Annotated in this window: 9 protein-coding genes; 6 read left to right on the forward strand and 3 right to left on the reverse strand. The window is 72.9% G+C overall.

Annotated elements, in window-relative coordinates; translation table 11 throughout:
* Positions 1 to 95 precede the first annotated feature (95 nt).
* Both ACJA3G_RS16465 and ACJA3G_RS16470 read left to right on the forward strand, forming a co-directional pair.
* Positions 96 to 1,286: a cytochrome P450 gene (locus tag ACJA3G_RS16465; protein ID WP_406553734.1), complete on the forward strand. Its 1,191-nt coding sequence runs from the start codon at positions 96 to 98 to the stop codon at positions 1,284 to 1,286.
* On the forward strand, positions 1,283 to 2,512 hold the full coding sequence (locus ACJA3G_RS16470; RefSeq protein WP_406553735.1) for a cytochrome P450: 1,230 nt from the start codon (positions 1,283 to 1,285) through the stop codon (positions 2,510 to 2,512). Before ACJA3G_RS16465 ends, ACJA3G_RS16470 begins: the two co-directional genes overlap by 4 nt.
* Positions 2,513 to 2,611: 99 nt before the next feature.
* On the opposite strand, the gene ACJA3G_RS16475 is transcribed toward ACJA3G_RS16470, so the two are convergent.
* Together ACJA3G_RS16475 and ACJA3G_RS16480 are read right to left on the reverse strand one after the other, a co-directional pair.
* A complete protein-coding gene (locus ACJA3G_RS16475; protein WP_406553736.1) occupies positions 2,612 to 3,328 on the reverse strand; it encodes a flavodoxin family protein in 717 nt (238 codons plus the stop codon).
* Positions 3,329 to 3,439: 111 nt separating this feature from the next.
* Positions 3,440 to 3,949, reverse strand: coding sequence for an Asp23/Gls24 family envelope stress response protein (locus ACJA3G_RS16480; protein WP_406553737.1), 510 nt, complete (start codon positions 3,947 to 3,949; stop codon positions 3,440 to 3,442).
* A gap of 283 nt (positions 3,950 to 4,232) precedes the next feature.
* On the opposite strand from ACJA3G_RS16480, the gene ACJA3G_RS16485 reads away from it, so the two are divergent.
* From ACJA3G_RS16485 to ACJA3G_RS16500, 4 genes are all read left to right on the forward strand, one after another.
* Positions 4,233 to 5,783, forward strand: a complete 1,551-nt coding sequence (locus ACJA3G_RS16485) for an FG-GAP-like repeat-containing protein (RefSeq protein WP_406553738.1) — start codon at positions 4,233 to 4,235, stop codon at positions 5,781 to 5,783.
* 212 nt (positions 5,784 to 5,995) lie between these two features.
* The gene (locus ACJA3G_RS16490) at positions 5,996 to 7,207 is read left to right on the forward strand and encodes a glycoside hydrolase family 64 protein (RefSeq protein WP_406553739.1); all 1,212 of its coding nucleotides are present in this window, start codon (positions 5,996 to 5,998) and stop codon (positions 7,205 to 7,207) included.
* A 128-nt stretch (positions 7,208 to 7,335) separates the two neighbouring features.
* The gene (locus ACJA3G_RS16495) at positions 7,336 to 8,385 is read left to right on the forward strand and encodes a glutathione S-transferase family protein (RefSeq protein WP_406553740.1); all 1,050 of its coding nucleotides are present in this window, start codon (positions 7,336 to 7,338) and stop codon (positions 8,383 to 8,385) included.
* Positions 8,386 to 8,537: 152 nt separating this feature from the next.
* Positions 8,538 to 10,061: a beta-ketoacyl-[acyl-carrier-protein] synthase family protein gene (locus ACJA3G_RS16500; RefSeq protein ID WP_406553741.1), complete on the forward strand. Its 1,524-nt coding sequence runs from the start codon at positions 8,538 to 8,540 to the stop codon at positions 10,059 to 10,061.
* Between the two features lie 19 nt (positions 10,062 to 10,080).
* Here the strand turns inward: ACJA3G_RS16500 and ACJA3G_RS16505 are convergent, their stop codons facing one another.
* Positions 10,081 to 12,396 carry a glycosyl hydrolase family 18 protein gene (locus ACJA3G_RS16505; RefSeq protein WP_406553742.1) on the reverse strand — a complete coding sequence of 772 codons (2,316 nt, stop codon included), beginning with the start codon at positions 12,394 to 12,396 and terminating at the stop codon, positions 10,081 to 10,083.
* Between the last annotated feature and the right edge of the window lie 60 nt (positions 12,397 to 12,456).

Below are 12,456 nucleotides of genomic sequence, written 5' to 3' on the forward strand. Positions count from 1 at the left end.
GCCGACCGGTCCCTGGGCGCGCAGAGCCGCGTAGTAGGCGTGCGGGTCGGCGGCGAATCCGTCCTCCCACAGCCGCCTTCTCGCTCTCCGCGCCGGTGCGGCTGTGGGAGGACGGATTCGCCGCCGACCCGCACGCCTACTACGCGGCGCTGCGCGCCCAGGGACCGGTCGGCTGGGCCGAACTCGCCCCGGGCGTCCCCGCGTACGTCGTCACCGACCGGCGGGCCGCGCTCGACCTGCTGCACGACAGCGACACCTGGTCCCACGACCCCCGGCCCTGGGAGGCCACGGTCGCCGCGGACTCGCCGATCCTCGGCATGATGCGCTGGCGGCCCAACGCCCTCTTCGCGGACGGTGACGCCCACATCCGCTACCGGCGCACCCTGCTGGACGCCTTCGACCTGGTCGAACCGCACGACCTGCGCGAGCGGGTGCACCGGGCGGTGGACATCCTGGTGGGCCGGTTCGGACCGGCCGGGCGTGCCGACCTCGTCACCGACTTCGCCCGGCCCCTGATGGCGCTGGTCTTCAACAACCTCTTCGGCCTGCCCGACAGCGAGAGCGGCCGGCTCAACGACGCGCTCGGCCAGATGATGGAGGGCGGCGAGCAGGCCGCGCACGGCGAGGCCGAGTACGGCCGCTACGTCCTCGAACTCATCGCCGCCAAGAGCGAGCGGCGCGGCGACGACCTCACCAGCCGCCTCCTGGACCACCCCGCCGGGCTCACCCCCGAGGAGGTCACCTGGCAGGTGTTCCTCACCCTCGGCGCGGGCCACGAGCCCACCGCCAACCTCGTCTCCAACGCGCTGTCGCGCATCCTCGGCAACACCGCCTACTACTCGACCCTGACCAGCGGCTCGCGCCCGGTCGCGGACGCGGTGGCCGAGGTGCTGCGGTACGAGACACCGCTGTCCAACTACGGCATCCACTTCGCCCGCCGGTCGCTGAGCTTCCACGGCGTGTGGATCCAGGCCGCCGTGCCGGTGGTCGTCTCCTACGGTGCCATCGGCCATTTCGCGGAGCACGAGTACGCCGGGGCGCACCACCCGCACGACGCCTCCCATCTGTCCTGGTCGGCGGGCGACCACGGCTGCCCCGTCAAGCAGCACACCCTGCTCATCGCCACCGAGGCCATCGAGCGGCTCACCCAGTGGCTGCCCGACCTCACCCCCACCACCGAGCGCGGGCGCCTGACCTGGCGCCCCGGGCCGTTCCACCGTTCGCTCACGTCGCTGCCCGTCCGCTTCACCCCGCGCACCCCCGACCAGCCAGGAGAACGAGCATGACCCCGTCCTCGCGAGTGCCCCTCGACCCGTTCGGCGCCGACATCCCCGCCGAGAGCGCCAGGCTGCGCGCGCTCGGCCCGGTGGTGCCCGTCGAGCTGCCGGGGGGGATCCCCGCCTGGGCGCCCACCCGCTACGACACCCTCAAGTCCCTCATCCTGGACCCCCGGGTCAGCAAGGACCCGCGGCAGCACTGGGGGCTGTGGTCCGAGCTGGGGGAGCACCCCGACTGGGGCTGGATCCTGGGCTGGGTCGGCGTGATCAACATGCTCTCCACCTACGGGCCCGACCACACCCGGCTGCGCAAGCTGGTCGCCCCCAGCTTCACCGCCCGCCGCACCGAGGCGATGCGCGCCCGGGTGGAGCAGATCACCGCCGAACTGCTCGACTCGCTGGCCGAGGCGGGCGCCTGCGGTGAGCCGGTCGATCTGAAGGCCGCCTACGCCCACCCCCTGCCGATGCGGCTGATCTGCGAACTCTTCGGTGTCCCGGACTACTTGGTCAAGGACATGGCCCGGCTGATCGCGGCCATCATGGACACCTCGGACCCGAGCCCCGAGCACGCCGAGTCCGTCCAGAAGCAGATCGCCTATGTGCTGCCCGCGCTCATCGCCTTCAAGAGCGAGGTGCCCGGCGACGACATGACCACCGAGCTGATCAAGGTCCGCGACGAGGACGGCGACCGGCTCAGCAACGAGGAGCTCGTCTACACGCTGCTGCTCGTCATAGGCGCCGGCTTCGAGACGACCGTCAACCTCATCGGCAACGCCGTCGTCGACCTGCTCCACCACCCCGACCAGCTCGCCGCGGTCCGCTCCGGCGAGATCAGCTGGGACAACGTGATCGACGAGGTGCTGCGCGTCCACCCGTCCATCGCCACCCTGCCGCTGCGGTTCGCGGTCAGCGACATCACCGTCGACGGGGTCACCATCCCGGCGGGCGACGCCATCGTCACCACCTACGCCGCGGCCGGGCACGACCCGGCCCACTACGGCGAGGACGCCGGGTCCTTCGACGCCACCCGCGCCGCCGACGACCACCTGGCCTTCGGTATCGGCGTGCACCGCTGCATCGGCGCGCCGCTGGCCCGGATGGAGGCCCTCACCGCGCTGCCCGCCCTCTTCGACCGCTTCCCGGGGCTGAGCCCGGCGGCGAAGCCCGACGAGCTGAGCCAGGTGCCCTCGTTCATCGCCTTCGGCTACCGGGAGATCCCCGTCCGGACCGGCTGAACCGACTGCGGCGGGCCCCCGCGGGGGCCCGCCCGGCGGCGCCGTACCGCTCGATTTCGGACGATCTGAACGGGCGCGCCGCCGGGAGCCCGCCCCGGCTCACCGGTGCTCGGGGTTGGGGAAGTCGTCGCGGCAGCCCGCGTCCCACGCCGTGCGCAGGTTTCCGTGGGCGGGGACGCCGCCCGCCTGTCTGAGCATGGCCGCCAGGTGCATCAGGTTCCAGCTCATGAAGGACGTGTTGCGGTTGGTGAAGTCGTTCTCGGGGCCGCCGGAGCCCGGGTCCAGATAGGACGGCCCGGGGCCGGCCTCGCCGATCCACCCCGCGTCGGCCTGCGGCGGAATGGTGTAGCCGAGGTGCTGGAGGCTGTAGAGCAGGTTCATGGCGCAGTGCTTGACGCCGTCCTCGTTCCCGGTGATCAGACAGCCGCCCACCCGGCCGTAATACGCGTACTGCCCCTGCTCGTTGAGCAGGCTGGAGCAGGCGTAGAGCCGCTCCACCACCTGTTTGGCGACCGAGCTGTTGTCGCCCAGCCAGATGGGGCCGCACAGCACCAGGATGTCGGCCGCCATCACCTTCGCGTACAGCTCCGGCCAGGCGTCGCTCTCCCAGCCGTGCTCGCGCATGTCGGGCCAGACGCCGGTCGCGATGTCGTGGTCCACGGCGCGGACCACCTCCGTGGTGACGCCGTTCCCCTCCAGCACCGCGCGGCTGCGGTCGATCAGCCCCTCGGTGTTGCTGACCTCCGGGGAGCGCTTGAGCGTGCAGTTGACGTAGAGGGCGCGCAGGTCGTCGTAGCGGTACGGCGTCGGGGCCATCGGCTCTCCTCGGGGCGGTGGGAGTCCTGCCCAGCCTCCCGGGTCGGGGGCCGCCGGGCCACCTCGGCGGCCCCGAACGAATGAGCCGGGCCCCGGCGGCCCGCACACCGGCTACTGCACGCGGACCTCGGAGCCCTCGGAGGCGCCGTCGTCCGGCAGATGGACGTCGTCGACGGAGATGTTGACCTCCACGACCTCCAGACCGGTCATCCGCTCCACCGCCGCGATGACGTTCTCGCGCACCTCGGCCGCGACCGCCGTGATGCTCACGCCGTACTCCACCACCACGTCCAGGTCGATCGCGGTCTGCCGTTCACCGACCTCGACCTTGACGCCCCTGCTCACGGAGGCGCCGCGGGCCCGCGGCACCCGGTCGCGCATCGCGCCGATGGTACGGGCGAACCCGCCGCCCAGCGCGTGGATGCCCGGCACCTCGCGCGCGGCGAGTCCGGCGATCTTCTCCACCACACCGCCGGCGATCGTCGTGCGGCCCCGGGTCGCGGGTGGCTGACCCGCGCCGCTGCGCGCGGTCTGCAGGGTGGTGCCCGAAGTGCCGCTGCGGTATTCGTCGATGTCGGGGCTCTCGGGCTTCTCCACGGCCGGGCTGATCGGCTCCGTCATCCGAAGCCACCTCCTGGGGGTTGGAAGTCGGTGCGCGGGCTTCGCGCGTTGTCGTCCTGCGAGTACCGTGCGCGCGCCGCGTCATGCGGGCAAGGGGGCGTTCTTCGCCCCCGATTTTTGTCCAGCGCGCGTCAATACGGGCGCCGTCCGCTGCTCCGGCCGGGTTCTCCTGCTGTACAAGAACGCGCGAGACGGTGGTCGGGAGTGATCCCATGACTGCCGTGCCAACTGATGCCCCGTCAAGACAAGGTGCCACCGGCGCCTTTCCGGCTGGAGGAAGATCATGAGACGTATCCGGTTGACCCGCTGTCTCCTCGCTCTCACGGGCGCGCTCTCCCTGGCGACGCTGCCCGCCAGCCCCTCGGCCGCCGACCACAAGGGCGCCCCGGTCCTGCGGGTGATGCCGCTGGGCGACTCGATCACCTGGGGCGGCGGCAGCCCCACCCTCTCCTCGTACCGCCGTCCGCTGTGGCAGATCATGCGGCTGGAAAGGCGCTACATCGTACGGTTCGTGGGCTCCAAGGCCTCCGGGAGCTTCGCCGACTTCTCCAACGAGGGCCACAGCGGCTACGTCATCGACCAGCTGACCGCCGGCATCGACGGCTGGATGGCGGGCGCCCGGCCCGACGTCGTGCTGCTCCACATCGGGATCAACGACATCGCCCGGGGCATCGACCTGCCGCACGCCCCCGACCGCCTCGCCGCCCTCGTCGACCGGATCTACGCCGACAAGCCGGGCGTGACGGTCCTCGTGATGGGGCTCATCCCCACCACGAGCGGACTGGAGAAGCCCGCCGAGGAGTTCAACGTACGGGCCAGGGAGCTGGAGGGGACCGAGCGCGCGGCCGGGCACAAGTTCCGCTATGTGGAGCCGCCCGCGCTGACCTCGGGTGAGTTCCTGGACCAGCTCCACCCCAACGACGCCGGGTTCCGGCGGATGGCCTGGTCCTTCTTCAAGCCCCTGGAAGCGGCGTGGCGCGAGGGGTGGGCGTCCGGCGGCCCCGCCCTCGGCGCGGGCACCGAGGCGGGCGGCGCGAACCCGGTGCGCTGGGCCGACCTCGACGGCGACCGCCGTATGGACCACTTCACGCTGGACGGGTACGGCGGCGTCCTGGTCCGCCTCAACCGGGGCGGCGACGGAAACGGCGGCTGGCAGCCGCTCGGCCGGGTCCTCGGCGGCCTGCCCGCCGACCCGGCCCGGGTGCGCTTCGCGGACTTCGACGGCGACGGGCGCGCCGACTGCCTCACCCTGGACACCGACGGCGCCGTCTCCGTGCGGCTCCACCGGGGCGGCTGGGGCCACCGCGGCTGGCAGCCGCCGGAGCGCGTCACCGACGGCGGCACGGCGGACGCGGGCCGGGTGGTGTTCGCGGACTTCGACGGCGACGGCCGCGCCGACTACGTCACCCTCGGCCCCACCGGCGAGGTGCGGGTCCGGCTCAACCGGGGCGGTGACGGGCACGGCGGCTGGACCGACTGGGGCCGGGTCGCCACCGGCGTGACGGCCGACGCGTCCCGGGTGCGGTTCGCCGACCTCGACGACGACGGCCGCCCGGACTACAGCGTCGTGGGGCAGGACGGGGCGGTCCGCAGCTTCCTCAACCGGGGCGGCGACACCCGGGGCGGCTGGGTCGACCTGGGCATCACCACGGCCGGCTCCACGCCCGACGCGGACCGCGTGGCCCTGGCCGACTTCGGCGGCGACGGCAACGCCGACTACATCCTGGCCGGTCCCTCGGCCACCGAGGCGTCCGTGCGCGACTGGGCGGGCGGCGACGGCCACGGCGGCTGGACCGACCGGGGGCCGGTGGTCTCGGCGGCGCCGAGGCCGTAGCCCTGTCGGCCCGCACAACCCGGCGGGGCCCACCAAAGGAACGCCGCCACACCAAATGAACGGTGCGGCCCCGCCAACCCCCCTTTCCCGTCAAGGAATTGACGCGCGACGGATTGACACGTCTGGTCCGGACCACGATTCTGAGAGCGCTCTCACGAGGTGGAAGAGAAGATTCCTCCTCGCGGCGCCCCCCACGTGAACCGCCGAATCCGATGAGGAGTTGGAGCGTGTCCGTCCAAGGAAAGCTGCTCGCACCCCTGGTAGCCGCGTTGCTGCTGGCAACCGGGCTCACCGCCGCCGGCGCGGCCACCCCCGCGACCGCCGCCGTGCCCTCGACCATTCCGTTCACCGTGACCAACAACTCCGGCCGCGGCGAACCCCTCTACCTGTACAACCTCGGAACGCTGCTCTCCACCGGGCAGCAGGGCTGGGCCGACGCCGCCGGCACCTTCCACCCCTGGCCGGCCGGGGGCAATCCGCCCACCCCGGCGCCGGACGCCTCGATCGCGGGCCCGGCGAACGGGCAGTCGAAGACCATCCGGATACCCAAGTTCTCCGGACGCGTCTACTTCTCGTACGGTCAGAAGCTGGTCTTCAAGCTCACCACCGGCGGGCTGGTGCAGCCCGCGGTGCAGAACCCGAGCGACCCGAACCGCAACATCCTCTTCAACTGGTCCGAGTACACCCTCAACGACTCCGGGCTGTGGCTCAACAGCACCCAGGTGGACATGGTCTCGGCCCCGTACGCGGTCGGGGTGAAGGCCGCCGACGGCACCGTCCGGTCGACCGGGCACCTGAAGCCCGGCGGCTACAACGGCTTCTTCGACGCGCTCAGGGGAAGGCCGGGCGGCTGGGCGAACCTCGTCCAGACCCGCTCCGACGGATCGGTCCTGCGGGCGCTCTCCCCCGGCCACGGCATCGAGACCGGGGCGCTGCCCAGGAGCGTGCTCGACGACTACATCAACCGGGTGTGGCAGAAGTACAGCACCTCGACGCTGACCGTCACCCCGTTCGCGGACCAGCCGAACACCAAGTACTACGGGCGGGTGTCCGGCTCCACGATGGACTTCACCAACAGCGCGGGCACGGTCGTCACCCGCTTCCAGAAGCCCGACGCCGACAGTGTGTTCGGCTGCTACAAACTGCTCGACGCCCCGAACGACCTGGTGCGCGGCCCCATCTCGCGCACCCTGTGCGCCGGCTACAACCGCTCCACGCTGCTGGTCAACCCCAACCAGCCGGACACCGGGTCCGCCGCCTTCTACCAGGACGCGGTGACCAACCAGTACGCCCGTGAGCTCCACGCCCGGATGGCCGACGGGCGCGCCTACGCCTTCGCCTTCGACGACGTGGGCCACCACGAGTCGCTGGTGAACGACGGCGATCCCCGGCAGGCGTATCTGACGCTGGACCCGTTCAACTAGGGCACGGGCCGCCCCCGAGGGGGGACGGTCGTTCGACCGGGCGGCTCATCCCGTGGGAGATCTCCCGCTCCGGGGGAAGGCTCGCAGGCAGTACGCCAGTACGCGAGTCCAGCCGGAAGGAGACCGGGATGAGCCGCCCCGAGCGGAGCGACACGGCGGGAATGGAAGGCAGCGGCGGCAACGCGGGGTACGGGAGCAAACCCTTCAAGCGCGCGCACAGCCACTTCGTGGACCGCGTCACGCGCGACGGGCGCGACGGCTGGCCCGTCGAGTACGGCCGCTACCGGCTGGTCGTCAGCCGCGCCTGCCCCTGGGCGAGCCGCGCCCTGGTCTCCCGGCGCCTCCTCGGCCTCGACGACGCGCTCTCGCTCGCGGTGGCCGACCCGATCCAGGACGACCGCAGCTGGCGCTTCACCCTCCAGCCCGACGGCCGCGACCCGGTGCTCGGCATCCGCTACCTCAGCGAGGCGTACGAGGCGCGCGAGCCCGGCTACCCGGGCGGCGTCAGCGTCCCGGCGATCGTGGACGTGCCCAGCGGGGAGCTGGTCACCAACGACTTCCAGCAGATCACCCTCGACCTCGCCACCGAGTGGAGCGAGCTGCACCGGCCGGGGGCGCCCGACCTGTACCCGGAGCGGCTGCGCGAGGAGATCGACGAGGTCATGGACGGGGTCTACCGCGACCTCAACAACGGGGTCTACCGGGCCGGCTTCGCCACCCGCCAGCCGGAGTACGAGGCCGCCCACCGCGATGTCTTCCGGCGGCTCGACCTGCTCTCCGGGCGCCTCGCCGACCGCCGCTACCTGGTCGGCGACACCATCACCGAGGCGGACATCCGGCTGTTCACCACGCTGGTGCGCTTCGACGCCGTCTACCACGGGCACTTCAAGTGCAACCGGAACAAACTCACCGAGGACCCGGTCCTGTGGGCCTACGCCCGGGACCTCTTCCAGACCCCGGGCTTCGGCGACACCGTCGACTTCGACCACATCAAACGGCACTACTACCTGGTGCACTCCAGTATCAACCCGACCGGCATCGTGCCCGCCGGCCCGGATCTGTCCGGCTGGCTCACCCCCCACCACCGGGAGCAGCTGGGCGGCCGGCCGTTCGGGGACGGCACCCCGCCCGGGCCGGTGCGGCGCGGGGAGGCGATCCCGGAGGCGGGCCGTCCCTGACCCCGCCCGCGCGTCGCGCACGGCGGCGCGTGCAGGCTCGCGGTGGCCGCGGACCGGTGGTACGGGCAAGATGTTCACAGATCGCTTTATCGACTTCACGCAGCCTCTCCGAGGCTCTGAAGTCGTTCACATGCGCGAACTGGGAAGCGCCGATGAGCGAAGAATCGGTCATGGGCGGGGAGTGCTGGCTCCTGACCACCGGAGAGCTGATGCCGGGCGACGTCGTCGCGACCGGCGTGGACAGCTGGCACGTCGTGCTGCGCACCGCCCCCGCCAGCGAGGCCCGGACCCGGCTCGCGCTGCGCCCGCTGGGCGGCGGCCCCGACCAGGAGCGCCTGGTCGACCGGCGCGAGCGCCAGGTGGTGCGGGCGGGCCGGGTCGACCCCGCCGAGGCGGGGCGGCCCGAGGGCACGGGGACGGGCCGGCGGCGGGTGGTGGTGACCGGCCTCGGCGCGCTCACCCCGCTCGGTCCCGATGTGTCGGGGCTCTGGCAGGGACTGCTCTCGGGGCGCTCGGCGGTCGGCCTGCTCGACGGCGAGGAGTTCGCCGCGCTCCCGGTGCGGCTCGCCGCCCGCGCCGCGGTGGACCCGGCCGAGCTGCTGCCCAGGCCCCAGGCGCGGCGGATGAACCGGTCCGCGCAACTGGCCCTGCTCGCCGCCCGTGAGGCCTGGCGCGACGCGGGCCTCGACCCGGAGGGCGCCCGCCACAGCGGACTGCTGCCCACCCGCGCCGGCGTGTCGATGGGCTCGATCCTCGGGGGCGCGCCGGTCCTCGTCGAGGCCCAGCGGCGGCTGGAGCAGCGCGGCCCGCGCGCGGTCTCGCCGCACACGGCGCCGATGCTGGTGCCGTCCTCGGCCGCCGCCCAGATCTCCATCGACCTCGGCATCCTGGGCGAGGCGAGCACCCTGGTGTCGGCCTGCGCCTCCGGTACCGAGGCCATCGGGCGCGCCGTGGACCGCATCCGTGACGGACACCTCGACCTGGTGGTGGCGGGCGGCACCGAAGCCGTGATCGTCCCCGCCGTCCTGGCGGCCTTCGCCGCGATGCGGGCCGTTTCCACCCGCAACGAGGAACCGGCCTCCGCCTGCCGCCCGTTCGACGAGAAGCGGGACGGGTTCGTCCTCGGCGAGGGCGCGGGCGTCCTCGTCCTGGAGGCCGAGGAGCACGCCCGGGCCCGTGGCGCGCGCATCTACTGCGAGGCGGCCGGCTGGGGGCTGTCCGCCGACGGCTTCCACATGGCGGCCCCCGAACCGGGCGGGCGCGGTATCGAGGCCGCGCTGCGGGCGGCCCTCGCGGACGCCGGCGCCACCGCGGCGGACGTGGTCCACGTCAACGCCCACGCCACCGCCACCCTGGAGGGGGACCGGGCCGAGGCACGCGCCCTCGGCCGGGTCCTGGGCGCCCACACCCCGGACGTCCCCGTCACCGCCAACAAGGGCGCGCTCGGCCACCTCCAGGGCGGCGCGGGCGGGGTGGAGGCCGTCGCCACCGTCCTGGCGCTGCGGGACGGACTGATCCCGCCGACAGCCGGGTGCGAGGACGTCGAGGACGGGATCGCCCTCGACGTCGTACGCGGCAGCCCGCGCTCCCTGCCCCTGGACGGGGACATCGCGCTCAGCGACTCGTTCGGGTTCGGCGGGCACAACGCGGTGCTCGCCTTCCGGAGCGTCGGCTAGGGCGCAGGGGTGGCGCGGCTCAGCCGAGCCCGCCGGCCAGCGCGCTCATCAGCGTGCCGCCGGGCGTGTCCCCGGACATCTCCCAGACCATCGCGCCGAGCAGCCCCTTCGTCTTGAGGTAGGCCGTCTTCCTGCCGATGGACCAGGCGTCGTCGAAGCTCCACCACTGCCCGTCGGCGCCGGTCCAGCCGTACGTGGAGACCGACTGCTCGTCGTGGAAGACCGTCAGCCCCGGCACCCCGCCGATCATGTTGCCGTAGCCGCGCACCCCCGCCTCCTCGGGGAACTGGCCGGGCGCGGCCCCCTTCGCTGCCTGCCACTCGCCGTGCGCACCGCCGTCCGTGACGCTCTGCCAGCCCCGGCCGTAGAAGGGGAAGCCGACGGTGAGCTTGCGCGGGTTGACCCCGGCGTCCAGATAGGCATGGACGGCCGCGTCGACGCTGAAGTGGGTGGCGTAGGGGTCCTGGGTGTCGGTGTAGAGGTTCGCCTGGTGGCCGGTGCGGTTCGGCTCCCAGGAGTTGTCGCTGCCGGCGCCGTGGAAGTCGTACCCCTGCACATTGGCGAAGTCGAGGGAGGAGAAGACCGTGCCCAGGTCCCAGCCCTGCTGGAGCTTGGCCGGGTCGGCGGGTGTGAAGGCGGTGAGCAGCCGGTGCGGCCCGCCCAGCGCGTCGAGCTGCTTGCGGAACTCGGCCAGCAGCAGGCCGAGGTTGGCCTTGTCCGCCGCCGAGTAGTGGTTGCCGGCGTGGCCGTCGGGCGAGCCGGGCCACTCCCAGTCGAGGTCGATGCCGTCGAAGACCCCGGCGCCGGTGCCCGGACCGCCCGCGCCGTTGTAGGCCGGGAGATTGCCCTTGATCCACACGTCGACGCAGGAGGAGACGAACTTCTTGCGCGAGGCGTCGGTGGCGGCGGCGTCGGTGAAGAACTTCGAGTACGTCCAGCCGCCGAGCGAGACCACGGCCTTCAGATGGGGGTACTTCGCCTTGAGCTTCTTGATCTGGTTGAAGTTGCCGCGGAGTTTGGCGTAGCCGTCGTCGGCGACGCCGTCGACCGACTGGGCGGCGGCGATCGGCCGCGCGTAGTCGGCGTCCGCGTCACCCGCGCCGGTGCCCTGGTCGGGGTCCTGCGGATCGCCGCCCACGCCCTTGGTCACCCCGGCCAGACAGGTCAGATCGACCGGATCGATGTTCTCGAAGGCGTAGTTGACGACGTCCAGCCTGGCGGCCGAGCCGGAGGTGTCGAGGTTCCTGACGAAGTACTGGCGGCCGTAGATGCCCCACTGCGCGAAGTAGCCGACCTTCAGGTACTTGCCGGCGCCCGCCTGGTCGTCGGTGGTGACGGCCAGCGCGGCGGAGGCGGGCGAGGCGTTGTCGGCCGCGTCGCGCGCCCTGACCGTGAACGTGTACGCGGTGGCCGGGGTCAGCCCGGTGACGGTCGCGGTGAGCGTGGTGGCGGGGAGCGTCTGGGAGAGCGCCCCGTCGCGGTAGACGTCGTACGCGGCCACGCCGACGTTGTCGCTCGACGCGTTCCAGGCCAGGCTCACGCTCGTCGACGTCCGGCCGGTGGCGCGCAGCCCGCCGGGCGCGGTGGGCGGCACCGGGTCGGAGGCCGGGTCGGTGGTCGTCGCCGTGACCGCCGCGCTCGGCGGACCGGTGGTGCCCCGGGTGTCCCTGGCCCGGACCGTGAAGGTGTAGGCGGTGGCCGGGGTGAGGCCGGTGACCGTGGCGGAGGGGACGTTCGTGGTGGCGACGACCGCGGCGCCGCTCAGTACGTCGTACGAGGCCACGGGGTGGTCGCCGCCGGTCGCCGCCGCCCAGGCGAGCGAGACGCCGTGCGCGGTGACCGAGGTGACCCGGGGAGCACCGGGCGCGGACGGCGGGACGTCCGGGGTGCCGTCGCACTTGTCGCCGTTGACCGTGCACGCGCCGGGCGCGCCGACCGGGCCGTTCGCCACGAACCAGTAGCTGTAGGGCTCGGTCGTGGAGCCGGCCTTGACGGTCGCGTTGTAGTACGCGTTCCGCACCGTCACATGGCGCCCGCTGACGGTGGCGTCGCCGTTGTAGTGGCCGCTGACGGTGACCCCGGCCGGCAGGTCGAACTCCAGGGTCCAGCCGGTGACGGGGGAGGAGGTGGTGTTGCGGATGACGTACGTCCCCTTCCACCAGGAGCCGTTGTCCTGGCTGGAGAAGGAGGCGGTCAGACCGCTCGCCGCGTGCGCCGGGGCGGCGGCGAGACCGGTCAGGAGGGCGACGGGGAGCAGCAGCGCGCCGAGCAGGGCGAGCAGTCTTCGGCGCGGCGAGGAGCCCGGTGAGGGGGTGGGTGACGAGGACGGGGACATCGTTCCTCCCTGTGGTGCCGTGGGGGATCGGGCAGGGCGGATCGCTGGGCAACGTAGAAG

The sequence above is a fragment of the Streptomyces sp. YS-3 genome (genome assembly GCF_045257485.1).
Classification (GTDB): domain Bacteria; phylum Actinomycetota; class Actinomycetes; order Streptomycetales; family Streptomycetaceae; genus Streptomyces.

What these genes read in the sequence shown, in the direction of transcription:
- ACJA3G_RS16470 (WP_406553735.1), top strand. Translation starts at nt 1,283, where the DNA reads ATGACCCCGTCCTCGCGAGTGCCCCTCGACCCGTTCGGCGCCGACATC.
- ACJA3G_RS16475 (WP_406553736.1), bottom strand. Translation starts at nt 3,328, where the DNA reads ATGGCCCCGACGCCGTACCGCTACGACGACCTGCGCGCCCTCTACGTC.
- ACJA3G_RS16480 (WP_406553737.1), bottom strand. Translation starts at nt 3,949, where the DNA reads ATGACGGAGCCGATCAGCCCGGCCGTGGAGAAGCCCGAGAGCCCCGAC.
- ACJA3G_RS16485 (WP_406553738.1), top strand. Translation starts at nt 4,233, where the DNA reads ATGAGACGTATCCGGTTGACCCGCTGTCTCCTCGCTCTCACGGGCGCG.
- ACJA3G_RS16490 (WP_406553739.1), top strand. Translation starts at nt 5,996, where the DNA reads ATGAGGAGTTGGAGCGTGTCCGTCCAAGGAAAGCTGCTCGCACCCCTG.
- ACJA3G_RS16495 (WP_406553740.1), top strand. Translation starts at nt 7,336, where the DNA reads ATGAGCCGCCCCGAGCGGAGCGACACGGCGGGAATGGAAGGCAGCGGC.
- ACJA3G_RS16500 (WP_406553741.1), top strand. Translation starts at nt 8,538, where the DNA reads ATGAGCGAAGAATCGGTCATGGGCGGGGAGTGCTGGCTCCTGACCACC.
- ACJA3G_RS16505 (WP_406553742.1), bottom strand. Translation starts at nt 12,396, where the DNA reads ATGTCCCCGTCCTCGTCACCCACCCCCTCACCGGGCTCCTCGCCGCGC.